The sequence below is a fragment of the Pseudomonas rhizozeae genome, assembly GCF_031583775.1.
In the GTDB taxonomy this organism is placed as follows: Bacteria; Pseudomonadota; Gammaproteobacteria; order Pseudomonadales; family Pseudomonadaceae; genus Aquipseudomonas.
On the sequence record NZ_JAVLSB010000018.1, the window covers coordinates 26,088 to 53,082 of the forward strand.

General features: G+C 61.9%; 27 protein-coding genes. 24 read left to right on the forward strand and 3 right to left on the reverse strand.

Going from position 1 to position 26,995, the window contains the following annotated elements; translation table 11 throughout:
• Nucleotides 1–59: 59 nt before the first annotated feature.
• Nucleotides 60–581 (reverse strand): DUF2062 domain-containing protein, encoded by a 522-nt coding sequence (locus tag RG836_RS03180; RefSeq protein WP_310843134.1) that lies wholly within the window; start codon nucleotides 579–581, stop codon nucleotides 60–62.
• Nucleotides 582–716: 135 nt separating this feature from the next.
• Between RG836_RS03180 and RG836_RS03185 the strand changes: the two genes are divergently transcribed.
• From RG836_RS03185 to RG836_RS03240, 12 genes are all read left to right on the forward strand, one after another.
• On the forward strand, nucleotides 717–2,951 hold the full coding sequence (locus RG836_RS03185) for a DNA internalization-related competence protein ComEC/Rec2 (RefSeq protein ID WP_310843136.1): 2,235 nt from the start codon (nucleotides 717–719) through the stop codon (nucleotides 2,949–2,951).
• A 110-nt stretch (nucleotides 2,952–3,061) separates the two neighbouring features.
• The gene (locus RG836_RS03190; protein ID WP_310843137.1) at nucleotides 3,062–3,697 is read left to right on the forward strand and encodes a MotA/TolQ/ExbB proton channel family protein; all 636 of its coding nucleotides are present in this window, start codon (nucleotides 3,062–3,064) and stop codon (nucleotides 3,695–3,697) included.
• On the forward strand, nucleotides 3,694–4,122 hold the full coding sequence (locus RG836_RS03195; RefSeq protein ID WP_310843138.1) for an ExbD/TolR family protein: 429 nt from the start codon (nucleotides 3,694–3,696) through the stop codon (nucleotides 4,120–4,122). Before RG836_RS03190 ends, RG836_RS03195 begins: the two co-directional genes overlap by 4 nt.
• A complete protein-coding gene (gene lpxK / locus RG836_RS03200) occupies nucleotides 4,122–5,132 on the forward strand; it encodes a tetraacyldisaccharide 4'-kinase (RefSeq protein WP_310843139.1) in 1,011 nt (336 codons plus the stop codon). The genes RG836_RS03195 and lpxK overlap by 1 nt, the downstream gene beginning before the upstream one ends.
• A gap of 22 nt (nucleotides 5,133–5,154) precedes the next feature.
• Nucleotides 5,155–5,340, forward strand: coding sequence for a Trm112 family protein (locus RG836_RS03205; RefSeq protein WP_003174668.1), 186 nt, complete (start codon nucleotides 5,155–5,157; stop codon nucleotides 5,338–5,340).
• A complete protein-coding gene (kdsB, locus tag RG836_RS03210; protein ID WP_310843153.1) occupies nucleotides 5,337–6,101 on the forward strand; it encodes a 3-deoxy-manno-octulosonate cytidylyltransferase in 765 nt (254 codons plus the stop codon). Before RG836_RS03205 ends, kdsB begins: the two co-directional genes overlap by 4 nt.
• Nucleotides 6,101–6,565, forward strand: a complete 465-nt coding sequence (locus RG836_RS03215) for a low molecular weight protein-tyrosine-phosphatase (RefSeq protein WP_310843155.1) — start codon at nucleotides 6,101–6,103, stop codon at nucleotides 6,563–6,565. The genes kdsB and RG836_RS03215 overlap by 1 nt, the downstream gene beginning before the upstream one ends.
• Nucleotides 6,562–7,581, forward strand: a complete 1,020-nt coding sequence (murB, locus tag RG836_RS03220) for a UDP-N-acetylmuramate dehydrogenase (RefSeq protein WP_310843157.1) — start codon at nucleotides 6,562–6,564, stop codon at nucleotides 7,579–7,581. Before RG836_RS03215 ends, murB begins: the two co-directional genes overlap by 4 nt.
• A gap of 241 nt (nucleotides 7,582–7,822) precedes the next feature.
• Nucleotides 7,823–8,293: a (2Fe-2S)-binding protein gene (locus tag RG836_RS03225; protein ID WP_310843158.1), complete on the forward strand. Its 471-nt coding sequence runs from the start codon at nucleotides 7,823–7,825 to the stop codon at nucleotides 8,291–8,293.
• Complete coding sequence (locus tag RG836_RS03230) at nucleotides 8,290–10,617, forward strand: xanthine dehydrogenase family protein molybdopterin-binding subunit (protein WP_310843160.1); 2,328 nt, start codon at nucleotides 8,290–8,292, stop codon at nucleotides 10,615–10,617. The genes RG836_RS03225 and RG836_RS03230 overlap by 4 nt, the downstream gene beginning before the upstream one ends.
• Entirely contained in the window at nucleotides 10,617–11,600 is a 984-nt protein-coding gene (locus RG836_RS03235; RefSeq protein ID WP_310843161.1) for an XdhC family protein, read from the forward strand. The genes RG836_RS03230 and RG836_RS03235 overlap by 1 nt, the downstream gene beginning before the upstream one ends.
• On the forward strand, nucleotides 11,597–12,187 hold the full coding sequence (locus tag RG836_RS03240) for a nucleotidyltransferase family protein (RefSeq protein ID WP_310843164.1): 591 nt from the start codon (nucleotides 11,597–11,599) through the stop codon (nucleotides 12,185–12,187). Before RG836_RS03235 ends, RG836_RS03240 begins: the two co-directional genes overlap by 4 nt.
• Before the next feature lie 147 nt (nucleotides 12,188–12,334).
• Here the strand turns inward: RG836_RS03240 and rne are convergent, their stop codons facing one another.
• Nucleotides 12,335–15,577: a ribonuclease E gene (gene rne, locus RG836_RS03245; protein WP_310843166.1), complete on the reverse strand. Its 3,243-nt coding sequence runs from the start codon at nucleotides 15,575–15,577 to the stop codon at nucleotides 12,335–12,337.
• Between the two features lie 699 nt (nucleotides 15,578–16,276).
• Here rne and rluC point away from each other — a divergent pair.
• From rluC to RG836_RS03260, 3 genes are read left to right on the forward strand one after another with little or no spacing between them, the layout of a single operon-like run.
• Nucleotides 16,277–17,239 carry a 23S rRNA pseudouridine(955/2504/2580) synthase RluC gene (gene rluC / locus RG836_RS03250; RefSeq protein ID WP_310843167.1) on the forward strand — a complete coding sequence of 321 codons (963 nt, stop codon included), beginning with the start codon at nucleotides 16,277–16,279 and terminating at the stop codon, nucleotides 17,237–17,239.
• Nucleotides 17,226–17,888 carry an HAD-IA family hydrolase gene (locus RG836_RS03255; RefSeq protein WP_310843168.1) on the forward strand — a complete coding sequence of 221 codons (663 nt, stop codon included), beginning with the start codon at nucleotides 17,226–17,228 and terminating at the stop codon, nucleotides 17,886–17,888. The genes rluC and RG836_RS03255 overlap by 14 nt, the downstream gene beginning before the upstream one ends.
• Nucleotides 17,889–17,912: 24 nt before the next feature.
• A complete protein-coding gene (locus tag RG836_RS03260; protein WP_310843169.1) occupies nucleotides 17,913–18,902 on the forward strand; it encodes a S49 family peptidase in 990 nt (329 codons plus the stop codon).
• Nucleotides 18,903–18,957: 55 nt separating this feature from the next.
• Here the strand turns inward: RG836_RS03260 and RG836_RS03265 are convergent, their stop codons facing one another.
• On the reverse strand, nucleotides 18,958–19,536 hold the full coding sequence (locus RG836_RS03265) for a Maf family protein (protein WP_310843170.1): 579 nt from the start codon (nucleotides 19,534–19,536) through the stop codon (nucleotides 18,958–18,960).
• 105 nt (nucleotides 19,537–19,641) lie between these two features.
• Here RG836_RS03265 and RG836_RS03270 point away from each other — a divergent pair, with 105 nt between their 5' ends.
• The 9 genes from RG836_RS03270 to mltG all read left to right on the forward strand — a co-directional run bounded on the left by RG836_RS03270 (nucleotide 19,642) and on the right by mltG (nucleotide 26,977).
• Nucleotides 19,642–20,169 carry a YceD family protein gene (locus tag RG836_RS03270; RefSeq protein ID WP_003204262.1) on the forward strand — a complete coding sequence of 176 codons (528 nt, stop codon included), beginning with the start codon at nucleotides 19,642–19,644 and terminating at the stop codon, nucleotides 20,167–20,169.
• Nucleotides 20,170–20,182: 13 nt separating this feature from the next.
• Nucleotides 20,183–20,365 carry a 50S ribosomal protein L32 gene (gene rpmF / locus RG836_RS03275; protein ID WP_003179396.1) on the forward strand — a complete coding sequence of 61 codons (183 nt, stop codon included), beginning with the start codon at nucleotides 20,183–20,185 and terminating at the stop codon, nucleotides 20,363–20,365.
• 4 nt (nucleotides 20,366–20,369) lie between these two features.
• Complete coding sequence (plsX, locus tag RG836_RS03280; RefSeq protein WP_310843174.1) at nucleotides 20,370–21,380, forward strand: phosphate acyltransferase PlsX; 1,011 nt, start codon at nucleotides 20,370–20,372, stop codon at nucleotides 21,378–21,380.
• A 121-nt stretch (nucleotides 21,381–21,501) separates the two neighbouring features.
• Nucleotides 21,502–22,440 (forward strand): ACP S-malonyltransferase, encoded by a 939-nt coding sequence (gene fabD, locus RG836_RS03285; protein WP_310843175.1) that lies wholly within the window; start codon nucleotides 21,502–21,504, stop codon nucleotides 22,438–22,440.
• 16 nt (nucleotides 22,441–22,456) lie between these two features.
• On the forward strand, nucleotides 22,457–23,197 hold the full coding sequence (fabG, locus tag RG836_RS03290; RefSeq protein WP_310843177.1) for a 3-oxoacyl-ACP reductase FabG: 741 nt from the start codon (nucleotides 22,457–22,459) through the stop codon (nucleotides 23,195–23,197).
• 195 nt (nucleotides 23,198–23,392) lie between these two features.
• Entirely contained in the window at nucleotides 23,393–23,629 is a 237-nt protein-coding gene (gene acpP, locus RG836_RS03295) for an acyl carrier protein (RefSeq protein WP_138814235.1), read from the forward strand.
• Between the two features lie 109 nt (nucleotides 23,630–23,738).
• Complete coding sequence (gene fabF / locus RG836_RS03300; protein ID WP_310843179.1) at nucleotides 23,739–24,983, forward strand: beta-ketoacyl-ACP synthase II; 1,245 nt, start codon at nucleotides 23,739–23,741, stop codon at nucleotides 24,981–24,983.
• A complete protein-coding gene (gene pabC / locus RG836_RS03305) occupies nucleotides 24,983–25,798 on the forward strand; it encodes an aminodeoxychorismate lyase (protein WP_310843180.1) in 816 nt (271 codons plus the stop codon). The genes fabF and pabC overlap by 1 nt, the downstream gene beginning before the upstream one ends.
• Before the next feature lie 3 nt (nucleotides 25,799–25,801).
• On the forward strand, nucleotides 25,802–26,977 hold the full coding sequence (gene mltG, locus RG836_RS03310; protein ID WP_310843181.1) for an endolytic transglycosylase MltG: 1,176 nt from the start codon (nucleotides 25,802–25,804) through the stop codon (nucleotides 26,975–26,977).
• Nucleotides 26,978–26,995: the final 18 nt, after the last annotated feature.

Here is a 26,995-nt window from a genome sequence, read left to right on the forward strand (position 1 = left end):
CTAACCGCACCGATACAAAAAACGATGCAAAAAAACGGCCTCCCATATGGAGGCCGTTTTCATTTCTGCGACCGACGCTGCCTGCGCCGTGCCCATTGCCGCGCCACCCACCAGCGCCAATACATCATTACCACGCAATAAGCGAGGGCGCCGAGTACCAGCCCGACGACCACCGAACCCAACAGGAAGGGTTGCCACATGGTCGAAAGTTCGCCGCTGATCCACTGCCAGGTCAAGTCGTCCGGCAGGTGGCGTGGCGGGACGTCCATCAGCCATGCACCGGTCTGGTAAGTGCAGAAGAACACCGCTGGCATGGTAATTGGGTTGGTCAACCAGACCAGGCTGACCGCAATCGGCATATTGCCGCGCACCATGATCGCTAGCACCGCTGCGACTAGCATTTGCAGCGGAATCGGCAAGAACGCCGCAAACAGGCCCACCGCCATCGCCCGCGCTACGGAATGCCGGTTGAGGTGCCAGAGGTTCGGGTCATGCAGCAGGGTACCGAGAAAGCGTAAGGATTTATGTTCCCTGATGCTGGTCGGGTCTGGCATGTAACGTTTGAATAAGCGCCGGGGCATAGGGCTTCTCGGTCGATTAAGGCGGCAAGTATGTCTGGATTCCATGAACCGCCTATTCAGACTTTGTGACAATTGATAACCAGCGTCGTGCGTCTGACCGTCTATGCCTAAGGAGGGACTCTCAAGGAAGGGCGTATGCGCACAGGGATGATGGCGCTGGCGCTAGGGCTCTTGGCCCTGCGTTTTTTACCGGCACTACCGCCGGTCTGGTTGTTGCTGGTGATGCCAATTGTGGCGTTGATGATGTTGCCGTTTCGCAGCTACCCGCTGGGATTGTTCCTGCTCGGGCTGAGTTGGGCGTGCCTGAACGGTCAGTGGGCGCTGGATGACCGGCTGCCGCCGGTGCTGGACGGCGAAACCCGATGGGTCGAAGGCCGGGTGGTGGGGCTGCCACAAAACGCCGGGGACGTGGTGCGGTTCGAACTGGCCGATGCCCAGGCGCGGCGGACACGGATGCCGAAGCTGATCCGCGTGGCCTGGTACCACGGGCCGCCCGTGCAGAGTGGTGAACGCTGGCGACTGGCGATCAAGTTGAAACGTCCGGTTGGCCTGCTCAACCCGCATGTCTTCGACTATGACGCCTGGCTGCTGGCGCAGCACATCGGCGCCACCGGCACAGTCAAGGACGGCGAACGTCTCAGTGCCGCCAGCGGTGCCTGGCGTGAAGGCGTGCGCCAGCGTTTGCTCGCGGTGGACGCCAACGGACGCGCTGGTGCCTTGGTGGCGTTGGTGCTGGGGGACGGCGCCGGCTTGAGCCGTGACGATTGGCAAGTGCTGCAAGACACCGGCACCGTGCATTTGCTGGTGATTTCCGGCCAGCACATCGGTCTGCTGGCGGCGCTGGTTTATGGCCTGGTGGCCGGGCTTGCGCGTTTTGGCGTTTGGCCGCCACGCTGGCCATGGTTGCCCTGGGCCTGTGGTCTGGGTTTTGCGGCGGCCCTGGGTTACGGCTTGATGGCCGGATTCGACGTGCCGGTGCGGCGCGCCTGCGTGATGATTGGCCTGGTGTTGCTGTGGCGCCTGCGTTTCCGTCATCTCGGCGCCTGGTGGCCGTGGCTGGCGGCGCTCAATCTGGTGCTGATGGCCGAACCGCTGGCCAGTCTCAAACCGGGGTTATGGCTGTCGTTCGCCGCGGTGGCAGTGCTGATTTTTACCTTCGGCGGGCGCCTTGGGCCGTGGCGCTGGTGGCAGACCTGGACCCGCGCACAATGGCTGATCGCCGTGGGTCTGTGCCCACTGTTGCTGGCGCTGGGTTTGCCAGTCAGCCTGAGCGGGCCGCTGGTCAATCTGCTCGCGGTGCCGTGGGTCAGTCTGCTGGTGTTGTCGCCGGCCCTGCTCGGCACGCTGCTATTGCCGGTTCCCTATGTTGGCGAAGGACTGCTGTGGTGGGCGGGCGGGTGGATGGCGCTGTTGTTCGAGGGCTTGGCATTGGCGGCCGGTCACCTGCCGGCCTGGGTGGCGCCGGCGGTTCCATGGTGGGCCTGGGCGATCAGTGCGATCGGGGCGTTATTGCTGCTGATGCCCAAAGGTGTGCCGTTGCGGTTGCTGGGTTGGCCGATGCTCGGTTTGCTGGTGTTGCCGCCACAGGCAGGTATCCCCGAGGGCGAGGCCGAGGTGCTGCAGTTGGACGTCGGCCAGGGCCTGGCGATTCTGGTACGCACCCGTCATCACCGCTTGTTGTATGACGCCGGGCCACGCTTCGGCGACCTCGACCTGGGGGAAAGGGTGGTGTTGCCGGTATTGCGCAAACTGGGCGTGGACTCGCTGGACTTGATGCTGCTCAGCCACGCCGACGCCGACCATGCCGGTGGCGCTCGGGCTGTGGCTGCGGGCGTGGCAGTCGGGCAGGTGCTGAGCGGCGATGCCGAGGCCTTGCCCGCCGAATTGCACGCCGAACCCTGCGAAAGCGGCCGGCAATGGACTTGGGACGGCGTGCGCTTTGAAGTGTGGCAATGGACGTCCGCGGTCGACAGCAATCAAAAGTCCTGCGTGCTGCAGATCGAGGCCAATGGCGAGCGCATACTGCTGACTGGCGACATTGATGTTGCGGCCGAGCGCGCCTTGCTTGCCGGCCCTCTCGCGGTGCCGACCCAATGGCTGCAATCACCGCACCATGGCAGCCGCACGTCGTCTTCGATGGCGCTGTTGACAGCGCTCGCGCCGCATTCGGTGCTGATTTCCCGCGGCCGCGGTAATTCCTTCGGTCATCCGCATCCACGGGTGCTGGCCCGCTACCGACGTTTGGGCCTGAAGGTGCTCGACAGTGCCGAACGCGGCGCGATTCGTTTGCAATTAGGCGCTTATCGGGCGTCGCACAGCGAGTCTCAGGTCCGGCGTTTCTGGCGCGACCCGCCGTCGGTCGGCGAATAACGTGACGGTGCGCATACACGCGACATGTGGCAACACCGGGTCGGCCAAGCCGGGACCCTGCGCGGAGTCTCTATGTTAAAGTGGCGCACTTTTTCGAGGGGGCTGTCACTGTGTGGGAATTGGTCAAATCCGGCGGCTGGATGATGTTGCCGATCATTCTGAGTTCCATCGCGGCACTGGGTATCGTTGCCGAACGCCTCTGGACCCTTCGGGCCAGCCGAGTGACCCCGGAGCATTTGCTCGGGCAGGTCTGGGTGTGGATCAAGGACAAACAGCTTAATAAAGAAAAGCTCAAGGAACTGCGCGCCGATTCGCCTCTGGGTGAGATCCTCGCCGCCGGCCTGGCCAACTCCAAGCACGGTCGCGAGATCATGAAGGAGTGCATCGAAGAGGCCGCCGCGCGGGTGATTCATGAACTCGAGCGCTACATCAATGCCTTGGGCACCATCGCTGCCATGGCGCCGCTGCTCGGTTTGCTCGGTACGGTGTTGGGGATGATTGATATTTTCAGCTCCTTCATGGGGTCAGGCATGACCACCAACGCCGCGGTGCTGGCGGGTGGTATCTCCAAGGCCCTGATCACCACGGCCGCGGGCCTGATGGTCGGGATTCCGTCGGTGTTCTTCCACCGCTTCCTGCAACGGCGCGTTGATGAACTGGTGGTTGGCATGGAGCAGGAGGCAATCAAACTGGTCGAGGTGGTGCAGGGCGACCGCGATGTGGACCTGGCCGAGGGCAAAGCGTGAAATTCCGCCGCAAGCAACGGGAGAATGTGGACATCAACCTCGCGTCGCTGATCGACGTGGTGTTTATCCTGCTGCTGTTTTTTGTCGTGACCACGACCTTCACCCGTGAAACCCAGTTACGCGTCGACCTGCCGCAATCGGTCACCGGCGCTTCGGCCGATGACCAGCAGGCCAAGCAATTGGACATCACCATTAGCGCCGACGGCGTGTTCTCGGTGAATAACCAATTGCTGCCGAAGAACGACCTCGCCACCCTGATGGAAGCCCTGCGCAAAGAGTCCAACGGTGACACCAGTCTGCCGCTGTCCATCAGTGCCGATGGCAAGACCCAGCATCAATCGGTGATCACCGCGATGGATGCGGCCGGCAAACTCGGTTTCAGCCACTTGCGCATGACCACCGTCGAGGCGGCGCCAGCCTCCTGATGGCCATGTCCGATCGTTTGCTCGCCGCGTGGTACGCCGGTCATCCGGCGCTGAAGCTGTTGCAGCCGCTGGAATGGCTGTATCGACGGGTAGTGACCGGCAAACGCCAGCGCTTTCTGGCGGGTGAGGGCGAGATCTTCCAGCCGCCGGTGCCGTTGATCGTGGTTGGCAACATTACGGTCGGGGGCACCGGCAAGACCCCGCTGATCCTGTGGATGATCCAGCATTGTCAGCGTTGCGGCCTGCGGGTCGGCGTGGTCAGCCGTGGTTACGGTGCCAAGCCGCCGCAGTTGCCCTGGCAAGTAGAGGCCGAGCACAGCGCGGACGTCGCCGGTGACGAGCCGTTGCTGATCGTCCAGCGCACGGGCGTGCCGCTGATGATCGATCCCGACCGCAGTCGTGCGATTAAAGCCTTGCTCGCCGCCGAACCGCTGGACCTGATTCTCTCCGATGACGGCCTGCAGCATTACCGTATGGCTCGCGACCTGGAGCTGGTCTTGATCGACGCTGCGCGCGGTCTGGGCAATAAACGCTGCCTGCCCGCCGGGCCCTTGCGCGAACCGGTCGAGCGCCTGCAAAGCGTCGATGCGCTGCTGTACAACGGCGCCACGGCGGATCGCGAAGACGGCTTCGCCTTTCAGTTGCAACCGCTCGAACTGGTCAACCTGTGCAGCGGCGAACGGCGGCCGGTCGATCATTTTCCGCCGGGGCAGGCGCTGCACGCGGTGGCCGGGATCGGCAATCCGCAACGTTTCTTCACTACCCTCGAGACGCTACACTGGCGGCCGGTCCCGCATGCCTTTGCGGACCATGCCGAGTACAGCCTCGAGGCGTTGAGTTTCAGCCCGTCATTGCCGGTGGTGATGACTGAAAAGGACGCGGTGAAGTGCCGCGCCTTCGCCGCCGACGACTGGTGGTACCTGGCGGTCGACGCCGTGCCGTCGGCGGCCTTCGTCGCCTGGTTCGACACACAGCTGATGCGCCTGTTGCCCGCTCGGCTTTTGCCTTAATCCGTTTTTTCAGGGAATGCTCATGGACACCAAACTGCTCGATATCCTCGCTTGCCCGATCTGCAAAGGGCCGCTCAAGCTCAGTGCCGACAAGACCGAGCTGATCAGCAAAGGCGCCGGCCTGGCGTATCCGATCCGCGATGGCATTCCGGTGATGCTCGAAAGCGAAGCCCGCACCCTGACCACTGATGAGCGTCTGGATAAATGACCACAGCCTTTACCGTCGTCATCCCGTCACGTTTCGCTTCCACCCGTTTGCCCGGCAAACCGTTGTTGTTGATTGCTGGCAAGCCAATGATCCAGCACGTGTGGGAACAGGCGCGCAAAAGCAGCGCCGAACGGGTGGTGGTGGCGACTGACGATCCGCGCATCGTCGAGGCCTGCAAGGGCTTTGGCGCCGAGGTGGTGTTGACCCGCGAAGACCACAACTCCGGCACCGATCGCCTGGCCGAAGTGGCCATGAAACTGGGCCTGGCGCCGGACGCCATCGTGGTCAACGTGCAGGGCGACGAGCCGTTGATCCCGCCAAGCGTGATCGATCAGGTGGCTGCCAACCTGGCCAAGCACACCGAAGCCGGCATGGCCACCCTGGCCGAGCCGATCGAGGACACGGCCACCCTGTTCAATCCGAACGTGGTCAAGGTGGTCAGCGACATGAATGGCCTGGCGCTGACCTTCAGCCGCGCGACGCTGCCCTGGGCGCGCGATGCCTTCGCCAAGAGCCAGACGCAATTGCCCGATGGCGTGCCGTATCGCCGCCACATCGGCATCTATGCCTACCGTGCCGGGTTCCTTCAGGATTTCGTCAATTGGGGCCCGTGCTGGCTGGAGAACACCGAATCTCTCGAACAACTGCGGGCGCTGTGGCACGGCGTGCGGATTCACGTGGCCGACGCGCTGATCGCCCCGCCGACCGGCGTCGACACCGTTGAAGACCTTGAGCGCGTTCGTCGCCTGCTGGAGGCCTGATGCGGGTTTTGTTTGTCTGCCTGGGCAACATCTGCCGGTCGCCCACGGCCGAAGGTGTGCTGCGGCACAAATTACGCGAAGCCGGGTTGAGCGAGCAGGTTGAAGTCGCGTCAGCGGGCACCGGTGACTGGCACGTCGGCAATCCGCCGGACAAGCGCAGCCAGTCTGCCGCTAAACGGCGTGGCTATGACCTGTCGGCGCAACGGGCGCAACAAGTCAGCCGAGCGGATTTCGCCGCTTATGACCTGATCCTCGCGATGGACAACAGCAACCTGCGCAATCTCAAGGCCTTGCAACCGGCCACGGGCAAGGCCGAGCTGGATCTGTTCCTGCGCCGCTACGCCGGTGAAGTCGATGAAGTGCCGGACCCGTACTACGACGGTGAGCATGGCTTCGAGCACGTGCTGGACCTGATCGAGCGCGCCAGTGATTTGCTAGTGATTGAATTGAAAGGACGGCTATGAGCTTGCAGTTCCAACCCCTGGTGTCGCTCAAGCCGTTCAACAGCTTTGGCGTGGACGTCAAGGCGCGCCTGTTCGCCGAGGCCCATAGCGATCAGGATGTGCGCGAGGCCCTGGCCTATGCCGGCAGTCATGCGCTGCCACTGCTGGTGATCGGTGGCGGCAGTAACCTGCTGCTGACCGCCGACATCGATGCGCTGGTATTGCGCATGGCCACTCGCGGTATCCAGATCGTGACCGATGACGGCGAGCGGGTGGTGATCGAGGCGCAAGCCGGGGAGCCTTGGCATCCGTTCGTGCTGCAAACCTTGGCTCAGGGCCTGTCTGGCCTGGAAAACCTCAGTCTGATCCCCGGCACCGTCGGTGCCGCGCCGATGCAAAATATTGGCGCCTACGGGGTCGAGATCAAGGATGTGTTTGCCGGCCTGACCGCGCTCGATCGCCACAGCGGCGAGCTGCGCGATTTCAACCTCGCCGAGTGCAGCTTTGGTTACCGCGACAGCCTGTTCAAGCAACAGCCGGGGCGTTGGCTGATCCTGCGGGTGCGGTTTGCCCTGAGCCGTGTCGAGCGATTGCACCTGGAATACGGCCCGGTGCGCCAGCGCCTGAGCGAGCAAGGCATCGAGCAACCGACCGCAAGCGATGTCAGCCAGGCGATCTGCAGCATCCGCAGCGAAAAGCTCCCCGATCCGGCGGTGCTCGGCAATGCCGGCAGTTTCTTCAAGAACCCGCTGGTGCCCGCCGCGCAGGTGGCGCAACTCAAGCGGCAATACCCGGACGTGGTGGCTTATCCACAGGCCGACGGGCAGATGAAACTGGCCGCCGGCTGGTTGATCGAGCGGGCGGGCTGGAAAGGCTTCCGCGAGGGCGACGCTGGAGTGCACAAGCTCCAGGCATTGGTCCTGGTCAACTATGGCGGGGCGACTGGCGGCGAATTGCTGGATCTGGCGCAACGGATTCAGAGAGACATCGCTGAACGCTTTCATGTCGAGTTGGAAATGGAGCCCAACCGATATTGAGGCTAGACTTTCACTTAGTCTGCAAAGCCCTGAACAGCGTCAATTGTTCAGGGCTTTTTTGTTAATGCTGGGTTAACTTAGCCACCTAACGATGCAAACGTTTTGCTCCACCAAAGGCCCGATACAGACGCCTGCGTCGGTATAAGAGAGCCTATTAGCCTGAGTCGATCTGCGTGTCCCAACCGCTGTCCCTGCGGCAGATTGCTCGACCCCATACACCAATAACTATGCGGGCGTGCCCATGATTACCCTGAAACTCAATGGCCAAGACCATCAGCTCGACGTGCCTGAGGATATGCCGCTGCTCTGGGCTATTCGCGACGTCGCCGGTTACAACGGCACCAAATTCGGTTGCGGCATGGGCCTGTGCGGCGCGTGCACGATCCACATCGCAGGCGCTCCGGCGCGCAGTTGCATCACCCCGATCGGCTCCGTGGTCGGCCAGGACGTCACCACCATCGATAACCTGCACGCCGACCCGGTGGGCGAAGTGGTGCAGAAAGCCTGGCTCGACATCGCCGTCGCCCAGTGCGGTTACTGCCAGGGCGGGCAAATCATGTCTGCCACGGCTTTGCTCAAGGCCAACCCCAACCCCAGCGACGAACAGATCGAAGAGGCAATGGTCGGCAACATTTGCCGATGCGGCACCTACAACCGCATCAAGACCGCGATCCGCCAGGCGTCCACGCATTTGAAGGAGGCCAAGGCATGAGCCAGTTACCGAATGATTTTGCCCTGAGCAACCTGAGCCGTCTCAGCCGCCGCGGTTTTCTCAAGGGCGTCGGCGCCACCAGTGCGCTGGTGCTGGCGGCTACGTGGGGTTGGCAGGATGCGTTCGCGGAGGACGCCAAGAAGTTCGGCGCCGATGGCATGCCCCATGGCTGGATCGACGATCCGAAGGTCTATGTCAGCATCGCCGCCGATGGCACGGTGACTGTGATCTGCAACCGCTCGGAAATGGGCCAAGGCGTGCGCACCAGCCTGACCATGGTGGTGGCCGATGAGCTGGACGCCGATTGGGCGCAGGTCAAAGTGCAGCAGGCGCCGGGCGACGAAGTGCGTTTCGGCAACCAGGACACCGACGGTTCGCGCAGTATGCGTCACTGGTTCGAGCCAATGCGTCGCTGTGGCGCGGCCGCGCGGACCATGCTCGAACAAGCCGCTGCTGATCAGTGGAAAGTGCCGCTGGCTGAATGTCAGGCCAAGCTGCACAAAGTCATCCACACACCGTCCGGCCGTGAACTGGGCTACGGCGCCCTGGCCACCGCGGCCAGCGCTCTGGCCGTGCCGGCGCGGGACAGCGTCAAGCTCAAGCAGCCGTCGGAGTGGCGCTACATCGGCAAGGAAGGCACCAAGGCCATTGACGGTGCCGATATCGTCAATGGCCGGGCGATCTACGGCGCCGATGTGCATTTCGACGGCATGCTGTACGCCACCATTGCCAGGCCGGCGGTGTATGGCGGCAAGGTCAAGTCGGTGGATTCCAGCGCTGCGCTGAAAGTCCCGGGCGTGATCAAAGTCCTCGAAATCGAAGGCCATGCGTTGCCGTCCGAGTTCCAGCCATTGGGGGGCGTGGCGGTGGTGGCCAGCAACACCTGGGCGGCGATCAAGGGCCGCGAGGCGCTGAAAATCGAATGGGATGACGGCCCGAACGCCAGTTACGATTCGATCGCCTACCGCAAGGAGCTGGAAGCCGCATCGCTGAAGCCAGGCAAAGTGGTGCGCAACACCGGTGATGTCGACAAAGCCATGAGCGGCGCGGACAACATCGTGGAAGGCTCGTATTACCTGCCTCACCTGTCGCAGTCGCCGATGGAACCGATGGTCGCCGTGGCGCGTTTCGAGAACGGCCGATGCGAAGCCTGGGCGCCGAGCCAGGCACCGCAAGTCACCCGCACCCGTATCGGTGAGCGCCTGGGGGTGCCGTTCGACAACGTGACCTTCAACGTAACCCTGCTCGGCGGTGGTTTCGGCCGAAAGTCCAAGCCGGACTTCGTCATCGAAGCTGCCATTCTTGCCAAGGAATTCCCTGGCAAAGCCGTGCGCGTGCAGTGGACCCGCGAAGACGATATCCATTGTTCGTACTTCCACACGGTGTCGGCCGAATACCTCAAGGCCAGCCTGAATAAGGATGGCTTGCCATCCGCGTGGCTGCACCGCACGGTGGCGCCGAGCATCACCGCGTTGTTCGCGCCGGGCATGAACCACGAAGCCGCGTTCGAACTGGGCATGGGCTTCACTAACATGGCCTACGCGATCCCCAACGTCCGCCTGGAAAACCCGGAAGCTACGGTGCACACCCGGGTCGGTTGGTATCGCTCGGTGTCGAACATTCCCCACGGCTTCGCGATTCAGACCTTTGTTGACGAATTGGCCTACAAGGCCAAGCAGGATCCCCTGCAGTACCAGATCAAATTGCTTGGGCCCGACCGTAAGATCGATCCGCGGACCCTGAGTGAAGAGTGGAACTACGGCGAATCCCCTGAGCGTTACCCGATCGATACCGGGCGCATGCGCACCGTGCTGGAAACCGCGGCCAAGGCGGCCGGCTGGGGCCGCAAGCTGCCGAAAGGGCGGGGTCTGGGGCTGGCGGTGCATTACAGCTTCGTGACCTATGTGGCGGCGGTGATCGAAGTCGAGGTCAAGGACGACGGCACGCTGATCGTGCACAAGGCTGACATCGCCGTGGACTGTGGCCCGCAAATCAACCCGGAGCGTATTCGCTCGCAATTCGAAGGCGCTTGCGTGATGGGTCTGGGCAACGCCGTGCTGGGTGAAATCAGCTTCAAGGACGGCAAGGTCCAGCAGGACAACTTCCACATGTACGAAGTGGCGCGCATGTCGTTGGCGCCGAAGGAAGTATCGGTGCACCTGGTGACGCCACCGGGTGAAGTGCCACTGGGTGGCGTTGGTGAACCGGGCGTGCCGCCGATTGCGCCGGCGCTGTGCAATGCAATTTTCGCCGCTACAGGGCAACGCATCCGCAGTCTGCCGGTGCGGTTCCAGCTGCAAGGCTGGCAAAAGGCGCAAGCCTGATGGATAGCGTCGACCTGAACGTCTTACGCAGCGTGCTGGAGTGGCGCCGCGCCGGACGCAGTGTGGTGTTGTTCAGCGTGGTCCAGACCTGGGGCACCGCGCCCCGGGCGCCTGGCGCGATGCTGGCCTTGCGCGATGATGGCGTGGTGATCGGCTCGGTGTCGGGCGGTTGCGTCGAGGACGACCTGATCGCCCGTCTGCACGACGGGCGGATTCCACCGGACGGCCCGCCGGTGCAGCTGATCACCTACGGCGTAACCCGCGAAGAGGCGGCGCGCTTCGGCCTGCCTTGCGGCGGCACCTTGCGCCTGACTGAAGAACGGATCGGCGACCCGACCTGGGTCGCGCAATTGCTCGACCGTTGCGAAGCCCATGAAATCGTCGCTCGCACCCTGGACATCGCGACCGGCGCCGTGGCCCTGGAACCGGCGAACAAAACCGATGCGCTTAGTTTCGCTGGCCAGACCCTGCGGGCGATCTATGGTCCGCGCTGGCGATTATTGCTGATCGGTGCCGGGCAGTTGTCGCGGTATGTCGCGGAGATGGCGCGGCTGCTGGATTTCGAAGTGCTGATTTGCGATCCGCGCAGCGAGTTCGTCTACGGTTGGGAAGAACAGCACGGGCGGTTTGTCTCCGGTATGCCGGACGATGCGGTGCTGGCTATCCAGACTGACGAGCGCACCGCCATCGTTGCCCTGACTCACGATCCGCGCCTGGACGACATGGCATTGCTCACAGCGCTGGATTCCAAGGCGTTCTACGTCGGCGCGCTGGGTTCTCGGGTCAACAGCCAGAAACGCCGGGAAAACCTCGCTGAGCTGGGCTTGTCCGCCGAAGCCATCGAGCGTTTGCACGGCCCGATCGGCCTGCATATCGGCAGCCACACCCCGGCGGAAATCGCCTTGTCGTTGATGGCGGAGATCGTCGCGATCAAGAACGGCGTCGAACTGAAGCAGAAGAAACCGGTGCTGGAGGGCGTATGAGCGAGGCCATTGGCGTGATCGTGCTGGCGGCGGGGCAGGGCAGTCGTTACCGTCAGGTTGCCGGTGTCGACAAGGACAAGTTGCTGGCGGACTGCACTGGGCGTGACGGCGCGGTGCATTCGGTGATCGAGCAGGTGCTGGTGAATCTGCCGGCGTCGCTGTCGAGTCGGGTGCTGGTGACTACCGACGATCGCCCGCAAGTGGCGCGTATGGCCCAGGCCTATGGCTGCGACATTGTGTTGATTGAGTCCACCGGCATGGGTGACAGCATCGCCGCCGGGGTGGCAGCCGGTGCACAGCTCAGTGGCTGGTTGATAGTCTTGGGCGACATGCCGTTTATCTTGCCGTCGACCATCGAGCAGGTGGTGACCGGCATGGCTGATGAAGTGATCAGTGTGCCGGTACAGGGTGGCGAATATGGGCACCCCGTCGGCTTCGGTCGTGCGTTTGGACCGGCGTTGATGGCCTTGTCCGGTGATCGCGGGGCCAAGGGCCTGTTTGCCACGGGCACTGTGGTTGAGGTGGCGGTGGATGATCCGGGGGTGTTGTGGGATGTGGATACGCCTGAGCGGCTGGTCTTCGCCTGATCGTCCGTCATCGCGGGCAAGCCACGCTCACAGGTTTCATATCGACCGGAGGGTTTGCGAACAGCACATCGGTTTGATACCAAATCCAAGGCATTAAAAAGCCCCGCCTGGTTTTCACCAAGCGGGGCTTTTCAATGGGCGTTGGAATCAGGCGAGAGGTTTAGTCTCGTGTTCTTTTTCCTCGGCTTGCTCGTGTTGCTGGACCGCGTCCTGAACCGAGCGTGGCGCTTCTTCGATCACTGAGTCGACCGATTCGGCAACGACATCAGCGACCGGGGCAGGGGCTGCCGCGACCACTTCTTCGACTGCAGGCGCGGGCGCGGCAGCGGCGGCCAGTTCGGCTTCCTTCTGCAGGCGCTCGGCTTCACGCTTGCGGCGACGCACTTCACGCGGGTCGTTCGGCGCGCGGCCGTTTTCAGTCAGGGCGCTGACCGGTGCGGCTTCAACCACGGGGGCTGGCGCTGCAACGATCGGCTCCGGCGCTGCCACTTCGGCAACCACTGGGGCTTCAACGACTGGCGCTTCAACCACTGGGGCTGCTGCTGGCTCTGCGGCAACCACTGGCGGTTCGACCGGAGCTTCCACCGCCGGGGCTTCAAACACCGGTGCTGGCGCTTCGACCACAGGCTCGGCCGCTGCTGGCTCGGCAACCCAGTTGAAGGCGGTCTGTTCTTCACGAACTTCACGCACGGTTTCAGTCACGGTTTCGAACGCTGGCTCGGCAACCACTGGCTCTTGCGCAACCACTTCCGGTTCCGGCTGGGCTTCAACCACAGGCGCGAGTTCCACTGCCGGCGCGGCTGGCGCTTCAATCGGAGTCGTGGCTTCAACGACCGGTGCTTCCACAGACGTGGTGTCCTGGACGGCAGCAGTGGCCAGTTCGGCCTGCTCGTGCGCCTGGGCTTCAGCCGGTGCGCTGATCACGCTGCTGGCGACAGCTGCGGTGACGGCGAGGCCTGCAGCCAGGTCGGCGGCACTTGGTGCTTCAGTGCGTTCAACACCTTCAGCGCCTTCGTTGCCTTCGGCGTTCTCGGATTCTTCCGAACCCTCGATCACATTGCCGTTGGCATCACGTTGACGCTCACGACGGTTGCTGCGGCGACGCTGGCCACGGGAGCGGCGGCGTGGACGATCGCCTTCGGCGTTGTCCTGACCCTCTTCCTGCAGTTGCTCTTCGCCGGTCAGCAATTCTTCTTCAGCAGCCGGCGCTGGAGCTTGCTCGGCACGCGGTTGACGCTCTTCACGCGGGGCACGCGGTGCGCGCTCTTCACGTGGCGCGCGGGCCGGACGTTCTTCAGCGGTAGCAGCAGCGGCCGGGGCGGCATCCAATGGTTCACGCAGTTCACGCACCGGACGTTCTTCACGGTCGCCACGAGGCTTGCGATCTTCACGCGGGGCACGCGGTGCACGTTCTTCACGCGGAGCGCGCGGTGCGCGTTCTTCGCGGGCTACGGTCGGCGTTTCTTCACGGGCTTCGCGAGGTTGACGCTCTTCACGCGGTTCACGTGGTGCGCGTTCTTCACGTGGTGCACGTTCTTCGCGAGGCTTGCGCTCTTCATCACGGCGACCGTTACGGTTGCGGCTCTGCTGGCGACCGTTGCGACGCTCTTCGTTGCGTGCAGGGCGCTCGGCGGCTGGTTTTTGCACCACGACCGGCGCGACGGGCTCTTCCTTGGTAGCGAACAAGCTGACCAGGGATTTCACCAGACCCTTGAACAGGCTCGGCTCTGGCGCGACGGCCGGGGCGGCGACCGGTGCGGCAATCACTTCGGTCGGCACGGGAGCGTTGGCGCGGGCCGGTGCAGTCTTGACCGCGGCTTCCTGACGAACCAGGGTGCGGGTCGCGGCGGCTGGCTGAACTTCTTCCACTTCGGCAGCGGCCGCAGCGATTTCGTAGCTGGACTGATTGATGTGGGCTTCCGGGCTGTCGTCACGCAGGCGCTGAACTTCGAAATGCGGGGTTTCGAGGTGATCGTTCGGCAGGATGACGATGCGTGCACGGGTGCGCAGTTCGATCTTGGTGATCGAGTTGCGTTTTTCGTTGAGCAGGAACGCGGCGACCGGGATCGGCACCTGGGCGCGGACTTCGGCAGTACGGTCCTTCAGGGCTTCTTCTTCGATCAGGCGCAGGATCGCCAGGGACAGCGATTCAACGTCACGGATAATGCCGGTGCCGTTGCAACGCGGGCAGACGATGCCGCTGCTTTCGCCCAGGGATGGACGCAGGCGCTGACGGGACATTTCCAGCAGGCCGAAGCGCGAGATGCGACCGACTTGTACGCGGGCACGGTCGGCTTCGAGGCATTCGCGGACTTTTTCTTCCACGGCGCGCTGGTTCTTGGCCGGGGTCATGTCAATGAAGTCGATGACGATCAGGCCGCCGATGTCGCGCAAGCGCAACTGACGGGCGATTTCTTCGGCGGCTTCAAGGTTGGTCTGCAGGGCGGTTTCTTCGATGTCGCTGCCTTTGGTGGCGCGCGCCGAGTTGATGTCGATGGACACCAGGGCTTCGGTTGGATCGATGACGATGGAGCCGCCGGACGGCAGTTCGACGACGCGCTGGAAAGCGGTCTCGATCTGGCTTTCGATCTGGAAACGGTTGAACAGCGGGACGCTGTCTTCGTACAACTTGATCTTGCTGGCGTACTGCGGCATCACCTGGCGGATGAAGGTCAGGGCTTCGTCCTGGGCTTCAACGCTGTCGATCAGCACTTCGCCGATGTCCTGGCGCAGGTAATCACGGATAGCGCGGATGATCACGTTGCTTTCCTGATAGATCAGGAACGGCGCGGAGCGATCCAGCGAAGCTTCTTTGATGGCGGTCCAGAGTTGCAGCAGGTAGTCGAGGTCCCACTGCATTTCTTCGCTGCTGCGACCCAGGCCGGCAGTGCGCACGATCAGGCCCATGTCAGCCGGGGCAACCAGGCCGTTCAGGGCTTCACGCAGTTCGTTGCGCTCTTCACCTTCGATGCGACGGGAAATGCCGCCGGCACGCGGGTTGTTCGGCATCAGCACCAGGTAACGACCGGCCAGGCTGATGAAGGTGGTCAGGGCTGCACCCTTGTTGCCACGTTCTTCTTTCTCCACCTGAACGATGACTTCCTGGCCTTCGCTCAGGACGTCCTTGATGTTGACGCGGCCTTCAGGCGACTTCTTGAAGTACTCGCGGGAGATTTCCTTGAGGGGCAGGAAGCCGTGGCGCTCGGAGCCGAAATCGACAAAGGCAGCCTCAAGGCTTGGTTCGATGCGAGTAATCCGGCCTTTATAGATGTTGGCCTTCTTCTGCTCGCGTGCACCAGATTCGATGTCCAGGTCGTAGAGGCGCTGGCCATCTACCAGTGCAACACGCAACTCTTCGGGTTGAGTTGCGTTAATCAGCATTCTTTTCATGTAGTACCGTCGGTTTCCGGGCTGCCGGAAACGGCGTTCGGCACACACGACTTCTCACGGTCGGTGTCAGGTGCGTCAGGAACGGTTGGCCGTTCCAGTGTCCAGCGAGTCCGGCCAATTGGGCCGGCGTCGCGACGTACGCGTCCTGCTTGCTGTGGCTACTTAAGCACTCAGTCAGGAGGAGGAATCAACCGGCGACTGTGGACGAGATGAAGCGTCTAAATATAAGCCTAGTGCTACACAGTCCGACGGTTGTGCATCTCCACCCTACACGTATCCCTGATAATTCGGGTGCTGCCGCGCGCAGAATCCGCAGCGGGTTGGCATTTACCGTGAGCTCCGAAAGGGGAGGTCACGCATCATGGCTAATTTAGGCAATGTTTCCGAAACCTTCGCTCGGGTTCATTTGCGGCTGACTGCACTTTGTGAACTGGCCTTGAATATTTGCGCAGAAAGCGAGTGAACACTCTGCTTTCTGGCGTGCTTCAGGCCTCATGTCACCTGCGCTCGTTACAACCGAAAACTCTACCGTTACGTAGCGAAAGCCCCGTAGGACGGCCTCACGTCCTCGTGAATTGCGTTGGTCAGGGCCGGTTTTTGACCGTTGGTCCGCTGTCCAGCCGCTTTTGGCGGCGTTCGCGACTATAGCAGCAATGATTAAGTGCTTCAATTCCATAAAAAATTGTTATCATCCGCGCCATGACGACTACTGCCCCTTCGACCCCAGGCGTCCAACTGCTTGAGGTCTCGCCGGAATATGCCGGCCAACGTATTGATAACTTTCTTCTCGCTCGGCTCAAAGGCGTGCCCAAGACCTTGATTTACCGCATTTTGCGTAAAGGCGAAGTGCGTGTGAACAAAGGCCGGATCAAGCCCGAATATAAGCTGCAGGCAGGCGATATCGTACGCGTGCCGCCGGTGCGCGTGCCTGAGCGGGACGAACCTGTGCCGTTGGCTCAGGGTTTGTTGCAGCGCCTGGAAGCTTCGATTGTCTACGAAGACAAAGCCCTGATTGTGATCAACAAGCCGTGCGGCATTGCGGTCCACGGCGGGAGCGGCCTGACCTATGGCGTGATCGAAGCCTTTCGTCAGTTACGCCCCGACTGCAAGGAATTGGAACTGGTTCATCGCCTTGACCGTGACACCTCCGGCCTGTTGATGATCGCCAAGAAGCGCAGCATGTTGCGCCACTTGCACACCGCGTTGCGCGGCGATGGCGTCGACAAGCGTTACATGGCGCTGGTGCGCGGCAACTGGGCAGCTTCGATCAAGCAAGTCCGTGCGTCCCTGGGCAAGAGCAATCTGCGCTCGGGCGAGCGCATGGTCGAGGTCGACGAGGAAGAGGGCAAGGAATCGGTCACGGTGTTCAAGGTGCTGCGTCGTTTCGGCGACTTTGCCACCCTGGTCGAGGCCAAGCCGATCACCGGTCGTACTCACCAGATTCGCGTGCACACCCTGCATGCCGGACATTGTATCGCCGGGGATAGCAAGTACGGCGACGACGATTTCAGCAAGGAAATCCGCGATCTGGGCGGCAAGCGCCTGTTTCTGCACGCCTACATGCTGACCGTGCCGCTGCCGGATGGCGGCGAGCTGAAGTTGCAGGCGCCCGTCGATGAAATGTGGGTCAAGACCGTGGAGCGCTTGAGTGCACCCCTCTGATTACAAACTGCTGATTTTCGATTGGGACGGCACTCTGGCGGATTCCGTTAGCCGGATTGTCGAGGCAATGCACGCGGCGTCGACGCGTTCGGGTTTCCCGTTGCGCGACGATCTGGCGGTCAAGGGCATTATTGGTCTGGGGCTGCCGGAAGCGATCCGGACGTTGTATCCCGAGATTGCCGATCACGAGTTGATCACCTATCGCGAGCATTACGCCGATCACTACATCGCCGCCGAAGCGGTGCCTTCGCCGTTGTTCGAAGGTGTGATCGAATCGATGGACGCCTTTCGTGCCGAGGGTTATCACTTGGCCGTGGCGACCGGCAAAGCGCGCCGAGGGCTGGATCGAGTGCTCAAGGCCCATGGTTGGGATGATTATTTCGATATCACCCGCGCGGCTGATGAAACCGCCAGCAAACCACATCCTCTGATGCTGGAGCAGATCGTCGCGCATTGCGGAGTTAAGCCGCAGCAGGCGTTGATGGTGGGAGATTCGTCGTTCGATTTGTTGATGGCCCGCAATGCCGGGATGGATTCAGTCGCCGTGAGCTACGGCGCCCAGTCCATCGAGTCGCTCAAGGCCTACGAGCCGAAGCTGGCCATCGATCGTTTTTCCGAGTTGCGCGACTGGCTGGTCCAGCGCGCCTGATCAATTTTTGCTGGGGTGGATGGCATGACCGACGAATGGAAAGCGCCTGCCAAGGCCAATGCCGAGCCGGGCGACGATAAAAGCTGGAAGTTGCTGGAGAAAACCCTGCTGGCCGGCGTACAAGAGCAGCGTCGTTCGCGGCGCTGGGGGATTTTCTTCAAGTTGCTGACCTTTGTGTACTTGTTCGGCGCGCTGTTGCTGTTCACGCCGTTGTTGGACATGGAGAAAAGCGCGACCCGCAGCGGCAACTACACGGCGCTGATCGACGTCAACGGCGTGATTGCTGACAAGGAGTCGGCCAGCGCTGACAACATTGTCGGCAGCCTGCGCGCAGCCTTCGATGACACTAAGGTCAAAGGTGTGATCCTGCGGATCAACAGTCCGGGCGGCAGTCCGGTGCAGTCGGGTTATGTGTACGACGAGATCCGCCGCCTGCGCGGTCTGCACCCGGACACTAAGCTGTACGCGGTGATTTCCGATCTAGGCGCCTCGGGTGCGTATTACATCGCCAGTGCGGCGGACCAGATCTACGCCGACAAGGCCAGCCTGGTGGGTTCCATCGGCGTGACAGCGGCGGGTTACGGCTTCGTCGGTACCATGGAGAAGCTCGGCGTTGAGCGTCGGACTTACACCTCCGGCGAGCACAAGGCCTTCCTCGATCCGTTCCAGCCGCAAAAGGCTGACGAAACCCAGTTCTGGCAGGGCGTGCTCGATACCACGCACCAGCAATTCATCAAGAGCGTGAAGACCGGTCGTGGCGATCGCCTGAAGGACAAGGAGCATCCGGAGCTGTTCTCCGGTCTCGTCTGGTCGGGTGAGCAAGCGTTGCCGTTGGGTTTGATCGATGGCTTGGGCAATGCCAGTTCGGTGGCGCGGAACGTGATTGGCGAGAAAGAGCTGGTGGACTTCACCGTGCAGGAATCCACTTTTGATCGTTTCTCGAAGAAGCTCGGTGCCAGCGTGGCCGAGCAATTGGCCATGTGGATGGGCTTCCATGGGCCGTCCCTGCGTTAAGTGCCAGGGTTGGACACAAGCCGGCCCGAGTGGCCGGCTTTTTAACGACTGCGATTCAGGGTGCCTGGATGCCTTCGATCAGCAGCATGTCGACCAGGCGGATCAGTGGCAGGCCGACCAGGCTGGTGGCGTCCGGGCCTTCGGTGCGCTGGAACAGAGTCACACCGAGGCCTTCGGCCTTGAAACTGCCGGCGCAATCGTAGGGCTGTTCGGCGCGCAGGTAGCGTTCGATGGTCGCAGCGTCCAGCGGTCGCATGTGTACGGTGAACGGCACACAATCGACCTGGCAGGTGTCCGTCTGGCTGTTGAGCAATGCCAGACCGGTGAGGAAGGTCACGCTGGCGCCGCTGGCGGCCAGCAGCTGCTCGCGGGCCTTCTCGAAGGTGTGCGGTTTGCCAATGATGCGCTCGCCGAGCACCGCGACCTGGTCGGAGCCGATGATCAGATGGTCAGGATGGCGCTCGGCGAGGGCGCGGGCTTTCTGCTCGGCCAGGCGTTTCACCAGCTCGACGGCGGACTCGCCCTGGTGGTGGCTTTCGTCGATATCCGGAGAGGCGCAGATGAACGGCAATCGCAGGCGCGCCAGTAATTCGCGGCGATAAACAGAGCTTGAGGCGAGTAATAAAGGCAGCATGGGGCTCTCCCGGAGACAAGCGCGAATTCTAGCCAGCCTTGCAAGTGACGGACAGGGCTGAATTTCCTTTGACATGGGCGGGTGCATCCCTATAATGCTGCGCCTATGTTGAATGACCCGATTCCACCTCACGTTGACCCGCGCAAATTGGCTGACCGTGGCACCACCCTTCAAGGTGAACTGCTGCTGGCCGATTTGAAGAGACTCTGCGACCCGCTTTCCGACGATGTCGGTACGGTGCAGGCCAAATTCGTTTTTGAACGAGATGAACGTAAGTCTGTGGTTATCCACAGCTTTATCGACACCGAAGTCAAAATGGTTTGCCAGCGTTGTCTTGAGCTGGTCACCCTGCCGATCCACAGCGAATGCAGTTATGCTGTGGTGAAGGAGGGTGCGAATACCCAGTCGTTGCCGAAAGGTTATGACGTGCTGGAACTGGGCGAAGATCCATTGGATCTGCAGTCACTGATCGAGGAAGAGCTTCTGCTCGCCTTGCCCATTGTGCCTGCTCATCATCCGGAAGAATGCCAGCAGCCGGCGGGAGCAGATGAGCCCGAACCGAGCGAGGACGAGGTAACGCGGTCCAACCCGTTCAGTGTATTGGCGCAGTTAAAGCGTGACCCAAACGTTTAGGAGTTAATCAATTATGGCTGTTCAGCAGAACAAAAAATCCCGCTCCGCCCGTGACATGCGTCGTTCGCACGATGCTCTCGAGGCAAGCACCCTGTCTGTAGAAAAAACCACCGGTGAAGTTCACCTGCGTCACCACGTATCGCCAGAAGGCGTATACCGTGGCCGTAAAGTGATCGACAAGGGCGCTGACGAGTAATCACTTGTCCGCTCAAGTCATCGCGATTGACGCAATGGGCGGGGACTTCGGTCCCCGCAGCATTGTTCAGGCCAGCCTTGCTTGCCTGTCTGCTACGCCCTCGCTGCACCTGACCCTTGTCGGTCAACCCTCCCTCCTGGAAGAATTGCTCTCCGGCCAATCGGCTGCCGAACGCGCGCGCCTGACGATTACTCCGGCGACTGAAGCCATCGCCATGGATGAAAAACCGTCCCAGGCGTTGCGTGGCAAGCCGGATTCGTCGATGCGCGTGGCGCTGGAGCTGTTGCGCGACGGCAAGGTCCAGGCCTGCGTCAGTGCCGGCAACACCGGCGCGTTGATGGCGCTGTCACGCTTCGTGCTCAAGACCCTGCCGGGCATCGACCGGCCGGCGATGGTCGCGGCCATCCCGACGCAAAAGGGCTATTGCCAGTTGCTCGACCTCGGCGCCAACGTTGATTGCACGGCTGAGCATTTGTTGCAGTTCGCGGTCATGGGCTCGGTGGCGGCGCAGACGCTGGGCATCGCCCGCCCACGGGTGGCGCTGCTGAACATCGGCACCGAAGACATCAAGGGCAACCAGCAGGTCAAGTTGGCGGCGACCTTGTTGCAGAGCGCGCGCGGCATCAACTACATCGGTTTTGTCGAGGGAGACGGGCTCTACCGGGGCGAAGCGGATGTGGTGGTGTGTGACGGATTTGTCGGCAATATCCTGCTGAAATCCAGCGAAGGCCTGGCGACCATGATCGCAGCGCGGATCGAGGCGCTGTTCAAGCGGAATTTCGCTTCGCGCGCGGTCGGCGCCCTGGCCTTGCCCCTGATGCGGCGCTTGCAGGCCGACCTCGCTCCGGCGCGACACAACGGGGCCAGCTTCCTCGGCTTGCAGGGCATTGTGATCAAGAGCCACGGTTCGGCGGGCGCTCAAGGCTTTCAGAGTGCGATCCAGCGCGCGGTGATCGAGATTCAGGAAAACCTCCCGCAGCGGCTTCACGGTCGGCTGGAGGAATTGTTGCTTTAGGCGTTTTCGTCGGACAATGCTTAAATGTGACCGCTCAGTTCAATTGGCCATCCAACTGTCAGTTTCTTGCGTCCCCCCGGACGTTAATTCTCCGACGACAAGATCATTAGGGGCTTGTTACATGTCTGCTTCCCTCGCATTCGTCTTTCCAGGACAGGGTTCGCAGTCCCTCGGCATGCTGGCCGAGTTGGGCGCGCAACATCCGTTGATCCTCGAAACATTCAAAGAAGCTTCCGATGCACTGGGTTACGACCTGTGGGCACTGACCCAGCAAGGGCCGGAAGAGCAACTCAATCAAACCGATAAAACCCAACCGGCCATTCTGACCGCCTCCATCGCTCTGTGGCGCTTGTGGCTGGCTGAAGGCGGTGCGCGTCCGGCCTACGTTGCGGGACACAGCCTGGGTGAGTACAGCGCGCTGGTCGCCGCCGGCAGCCTGAGCCTGGGCGATGCGGTGCAATTGGTCGAGCGTCGTGGCCAGTTGATGCAGGAAGCCGTTCCGGCCGGGCAGGGCGGCATGGCCGCGATCCTTGGTCTGGAAGACGCCGACGTGCTCGCCGCCTGCGCCGAAGCCGCGCAGGGCGAAGTGGTCAGTGCGGTCAATTTCAATTCCCCTGGCCAAGTAGTGATTGCCGGAGCCAAGGCTGCCGTGGAACGCGCCATCGAAGGCTGTAAGGCCCGTGGCGCCAAGCGCGCGATGCCGTTGCCGGTGTCGGTGCCGTCGCACTGCGAACTGATGCGTCCGGCCGCCGAACGCTTTGCCGAGTCGATTGCCGCGATCAACTGGCAGGCGCCGCAGATTCCAGTGGTGCAGAACGTCAGCGCTGCGGTGCCGGCGGATCTGGAAACCCTCAAGCGTGACTTGCTGGAACAACTCTACAAGCCGGTTCGCTGGGTCGAATCGGTGCAGACCCTGGCCGCCCAAGGCGCGACCCAGTTGGTCGAATGCGGTCCAGGCAAAGTCCTGGCCGGTCTGAACAAGCGCTGCGCCGAAGGCGTGTCGACTTCCAACCTCAACACCCCAGACGCCTTCGCCGCTGCGCGTGCGGCGCTGGCCTGAATCAGGAGAAGCTTGCATGAGTCTGCAAGGTAAAGTTGCACTGGTCACTGGTGCGAGCCGCGGCATTGGCCAGGCCATCGCCCTGGAGCTGGGTCGTCAGGGTGCGATCGTCGTGGGTACTGCCACCTCCCCCAAGGGCGCTGAGGCGATTGCCGCGACCCTGAAGGAAAACGGCATTCAAGGCACTGGCCTGGAGCTCAACGTCACCAGCGACGAATCGGTTGCCGCGGTACTGGCGAGCATCCAGGAACAGTTCGGTGCGCCGGCGATCCTGGTGAATAACGCCGGCATCACTCGCGATAATCTGATGATGCGCATGAAAGATGACGAATGGCATGATGTCGTTGATACCAACCTGAACAGTCTGTTCCGCCTGTCCAAGGGCGTTCTGCGCGGCATGACCAAGGCGCGTTGGGGGCGAATTATCAGTATTGGCTCCGTAGTGGGTGCCATGGGCAACGCAGGCCAAGTAAACTACGCCGCCGCCAAGGCCGGTCTGGAGGGTTTCAGCCGTGCACTGGCGCGTGAAGTTGGCTCGCGGTCGATTACGGTAAACTCGGTGACCCCAGGGTTCATCGATACCGACATGACCCGCGAGTTGCCCGAGGCACAGCGTCAAGCAATGCAGACACAAATTCCGCTGGGTCGTCTGGGACAAGCGCAAGAGATCGCTTCAGTGGTCGCTTTTCTTGCATCGGACGGTGCGGCTTACGTGACTGGGGCTACAATCCCCGTGAACGGCGGGATGTACATGTAATTCAATGTGACGGATTGCTTCAAAAAAATGTCATACGAGCTGTCTAAAATCCGTTATAAAGCTGCAATCTATTTGTAGGCAGAGGGTCGCAGGGTCTGAGGAGTGAAGCTTTCAGTTGAAAAGCTGAAAAGTCTTTCTATACACTTACCCACTGGCCAGCTGCCTGAATTTGTCCATTAGGAGTGAAAACAAGGTATGAGCACCATCGAAGAGCGCGTCAAGAAAATCGTTGCCGAGCAACTGGGCGTTAAAGAAGAAGAAGTGATCAACAGCGCTTCCTTCGTTGAAGACCTGGGTGCCGACTCCCTTGACACCGTTGAGCTGGTGATGGCTCTGGAAGAGGAATTCGAGACCGAAATCCCTGACGAAGAAGCTGAGAAGATCACTACTGTACAAGCTGCTATCGATTACGTTACTGCCCACCAGGCGTAATAGTTTGTAATCGTTGTTAGCTGTCATGGAAAAACCGCACTGCCATCATGGCGTGCGGTTTTTTCTTTAGGCCTGATGCAAAGTCGTCATTTGAAAAAAGGAGAGTGCTGTGTCGCGTAGACGCGTCGTAGTCACCGGTATGGGTATGTTGTCGCCACTGGGTACGGATGTGCCGAGCAGCTGGCAGGGCATTCTGGCTGGCCGCAGTGGCATTGGTCTGATCGAACACACCGACCTTTCTGCCTATTCCACCCGTTTTGGCGGCTCGGTAAAGGGCTTCAATGTCGAGGAATACCTGTCGGTCAAGGAAGCGCGCAAGCTCGACCTGTTCATTCAATACGGCCTGGCGGCCGGGTTTCAGGCGGTGCGTAATGCCGGCCTGGAAGTCACCGACGCCAACCGAGAGCGCATCGGCGTGGCCATGGGTTCTGGGATTGGCGGTCTGACCAACATCGAAGAAACCAGCCGCACGTTGCACGACTCGGGCCCACGACGGATTTCTCCGTTCTTCGTGCCGGGCTCGATCATCAATATGATTTCCGGCTTCCTGTCCATTCACCTCGGTGCGCAGGGCCCCAACTACGCCATCTCCACCGCTTGCACCACCGGTACGCACTGCATCGGCATGGCGGCGCGCAACATCATGTACGACGAAGCCGACGTGATGATTGCCGGCGGCGCAGAAATGGCCGCCTGTGGCCTCGGCATGGGCGGCTTCGGTGCCTCCCGCGCGCTGTCCACCCGCAACGATGAACCGACCCGCGCCAGCCGTCCTTGGGACAAGGGCCGTGACGGCTTCGTGCTGTCCGACGGTGCCGGTGCGCTGGTACTCGAAGAGCTGGAGCACGCCAAGGCGCGCGGGGCGACCATCTACGCCGAACTGATTGGCTTCGGTACCAGTGGCGATGCGTTCCACATGACCTCGCCACCCGCCGACGGCGCTGGTGCGGCGCGCTGCATCACCAATGCCCTGCGTGACGCCAAGCTCAACGTCGACCAGGTGCAATACGTCAATGCCCACGGTACGTCGACTTCGGCGGGTGATCTCGCCGAAGCCAGCGCCATCAAGTCAGTATTCGGCGAACAAGCCTACAAGCTTGCCGTCAGTTCGACCAAATCCATGACCGGCCACCTGTTGGGTGCGGCGGGCGCGGTCGAGGCGATCTTCAGCGTGCTGGCAATCAACAGCCAAGTTGCTCCGCCGACCATCAACCTCGACGAGCCGGACGAAGGCTGCGATCTCGACTTCGTGCCGCACACCGCGCGGGAAATGGACATCGACGTGGTGCTGTCGAACTCCTTCGGGTTCGGCGGGACCAACGGCTCGCTGGTCTTCCGTCGGTTCGCCGGTTGATGGACAGCTGGGTCGACGGTCAACCGGCTGACGTTCTGTCGCTGAAAGACCGCGGCCTGGCTTACGGCGATGGTCTGTTCGAGACCATCGCCGTGCGCGGCGGCCAGCCGTTGTTGCTGGACCGCCACTTATCGCGTCTGGCCGAAGGCTGTCGGCGCTTGGCGATTGCGGCCGATCACGGGGTGATCCGTGCCGAATTGCTGGCCTACGCCGATGCCCTGGGCGACGGCGTGCTCAAGCTGATCCTGACGCGCGGCGACAGCCTCCGCGGTTACGCCAGCGATCCCTCGGCGGCGCCTCGTCGCATTCTGCAAGGCAATCCGCCCGCCGCTTATCCTGTTGCGCATGCCGAGCAGGGTGTTCGCCTGTTTCCCTGCACCACGCGCCTGTCCACACAACCGCTGCTGGCAGGCATCAAGCACCTCAACCGACTTGAGCAAGTGCTCGCCCGTGCCGAGTGGCGCGACAGTGAGCACGCCGAAGGCTTGATGCTGGATCAGACCGGACGTGTCATTGAAGGCGTGTTCAGCAATCTGTTCCTGGTACGCGATGGCGTGCTGATCACCGCCGATCTAAAGCGTTGCGGCGTCGCCGGTGTAATGCGTGCCGAGCTGCTGGACCAGGCTCCGGCGCTTGGAATCAACCCCCACATCACCGACATCAGCCTTGAGCAACTGCAATGGGCCGATGAAGTTTTTGTCTGCAACAGCGTGTACGGCGTCTGGCCGGTGCGTGCTTACGCGGCGCTGGGCTGGCCGGTTGGGCCAGTCACCCGTAAACTCCAAACCCTTGCCCGCGCGCTACTGGATGTTTGATTCGTGAGACGTAAATTGTTGGTGCTGCTGGAAACCGGATTGGTTCTGGCAGGGCTGCTGGGGGCCTTTTCCGCCTGGAAGATCGATTCGGCGCTGCATCAGCCGCTGAACATCGCCGAGCAAGCCTTGCTCGATGTGCCCGAAGGCTCGACGCCGACCGGGACGTTCAACCGCATGCAGACGAGAGGTGTGATCAAGGACGCCTTCTGGTTGCGTGTTTACTGGCGCTTCAATCTTGCCGGCCAACCCTTGCACAGTGGTGAATACCGCCTGCTGCCCGGCATGACGGTCGACGGCTTGATCGATGTGTGGAAGCGTGGCGAAGTGGTGCAATACAGCGTGACCCTGGTCGAAGGCTGGAACTTCCATCAAGTCCGCGCCGCGCTGGCCAAGGCCGAAAAGCTTGAACAGACCCTCAATGGCGCCAGTGATGCCGAGGTGATGAGTAAGCTCGGACACGACGGCGTGTTCCCGGAGGGGCGGTTTTTCCCTGACACCTATCGCTTCGTGCGCGGCATGTCCGATGTCGAACTGCTGAAGAAAGCCTACGATCGCCTCGACGACGTGCTGGCCAAGGAATGGGAAAAACGCGCCGCCGATGCGCCCTATACCGATCCGTACCAGGCCTTGATCATGGCGTCGCTGGTCGAGAAAGAAACCGGCGTGCCGCAGGAACGTGGGGAGATAGCCGGGGTGTTCGTGCGGCGTCTGGCTCTGGGCATGCTGCTTCAAACCGACCCGACGGTGATCTACGGCCTCGGTGACCGCTACAGCGGCAAACTGACCCGCGCGCACCTTAAGGAACCGACGCCTTACAACACTTACGTGATCGCCGGCCTGCCACCGACACCGATTGCAATGGTCGGCCGTGAAGCGATCCATGCGGCGCTTAACCCGGTTTCCGGCAACAGTCTGTATTTCGTGGCCCGTGGCGACGGCAGTCATGTGTTCTCCGACGATCTCGATGCGCATAACGCGGCCGTGCGCGAATACCAGCTCAAGCGGCGTGCCGATTACCGCTCCAGCCCGGCACCGAGTGTCGCGCCGGCAGTGATTCCGGCGGCATCGCCCGACCCAGCGCCAGAAGCGCTGCCGCAACCGGCGCCGCAAGAGCCCGCCCCAGAACCTGCAGCGCCGGATGCCGAGCCGCCGGCCGATGCTCCGCAAAGCCCGCAATGATTTCTGACTAAGGACTGC

Excerpts from the sequence above, each read along its gene's own strand:
- RG836_RS03180 (WP_310843134.1), bottom strand. The coding sequence starts at position 581 with ATGCCCCGGCGCTTATTCAAACGTTACATGCCAGACCCGACCAGCATC.
- RG836_RS03185 (WP_310843136.1), top strand. The coding sequence starts at position 717 with ATGCGCACAGGGATGATGGCGCTGGCGCTAGGGCTCTTGGCCCTGCGT.
- lpxK (WP_310843139.1), top strand. The coding sequence starts at position 4,122 with ATGGCCATGTCCGATCGTTTGCTCGCCGCGTGGTACGCCGGTCATCCG.
- RG836_RS03205 (WP_003174668.1), top strand. The coding sequence starts at position 5,155 with ATGGACACCAAACTGCTCGATATCCTCGCTTGCCCGATCTGCAAAGGG.
- kdsB (WP_310843153.1), top strand. The coding sequence starts at position 5,337 with ATGACCACAGCCTTTACCGTCGTCATCCCGTCACGTTTCGCTTCCACC.
- RG836_RS03215 (WP_310843155.1), top strand. The coding sequence starts at position 6,101 with ATGCGGGTTTTGTTTGTCTGCCTGGGCAACATCTGCCGGTCGCCCACG.
- murB (WP_310843157.1), top strand. The coding sequence starts at position 6,562 with ATGAGCTTGCAGTTCCAACCCCTGGTGTCGCTCAAGCCGTTCAACAGC.
- RG836_RS03225 (WP_310843158.1), top strand. The coding sequence starts at position 7,823 with ATGATTACCCTGAAACTCAATGGCCAAGACCATCAGCTCGACGTGCCT.
- RG836_RS03230 (WP_310843160.1), top strand. The coding sequence starts at position 8,290 with ATGAGCCAGTTACCGAATGATTTTGCCCTGAGCAACCTGAGCCGTCTC.
- RG836_RS03235 (WP_310843161.1), top strand. The coding sequence starts at position 10,617 with ATGGATAGCGTCGACCTGAACGTCTTACGCAGCGTGCTGGAGTGGCGC.
- RG836_RS03240 (WP_310843164.1), top strand. The coding sequence starts at position 11,597 with ATGAGCGAGGCCATTGGCGTGATCGTGCTGGCGGCGGGGCAGGGCAGT.
- rne (WP_310843166.1), bottom strand. The coding sequence starts at position 15,577 with ATGAAAAGAATGCTGATTAACGCAACTCAACCCGAAGAGTTGCGTGTT.
- rluC (WP_310843167.1), top strand. The coding sequence starts at position 16,277 with ATGACGACTACTGCCCCTTCGACCCCAGGCGTCCAACTGCTTGAGGTC.
- RG836_RS03260 (WP_310843169.1), top strand. The coding sequence starts at position 17,913 with ATGACCGACGAATGGAAAGCGCCTGCCAAGGCCAATGCCGAGCCGGGC.
- RG836_RS03265 (WP_310843170.1), bottom strand. The coding sequence starts at position 19,536 with ATGCTGCCTTTATTACTCGCCTCAAGCTCTGTTTATCGCCGCGAATTA.
- RG836_RS03270 (WP_003204262.1), top strand. The coding sequence starts at position 19,642 with ATGTTGAATGACCCGATTCCACCTCACGTTGACCCGCGCAAATTGGCT.
- rpmF (WP_003179396.1), top strand. The coding sequence starts at position 20,183 with ATGGCTGTTCAGCAGAACAAAAAATCCCGCTCCGCCCGTGACATGCGT.
- fabD (WP_310843175.1), top strand. The coding sequence starts at position 21,502 with ATGTCTGCTTCCCTCGCATTCGTCTTTCCAGGACAGGGTTCGCAGTCC.
- fabG (WP_310843177.1), top strand. The coding sequence starts at position 22,457 with ATGAGTCTGCAAGGTAAAGTTGCACTGGTCACTGGTGCGAGCCGCGGC.
- acpP (WP_138814235.1), top strand. The coding sequence starts at position 23,393 with ATGAGCACCATCGAAGAGCGCGTCAAGAAAATCGTTGCCGAGCAACTG.
- pabC (WP_310843180.1), top strand. The coding sequence starts at position 24,983 with ATGGACAGCTGGGTCGACGGTCAACCGGCTGACGTTCTGTCGCTGAAA.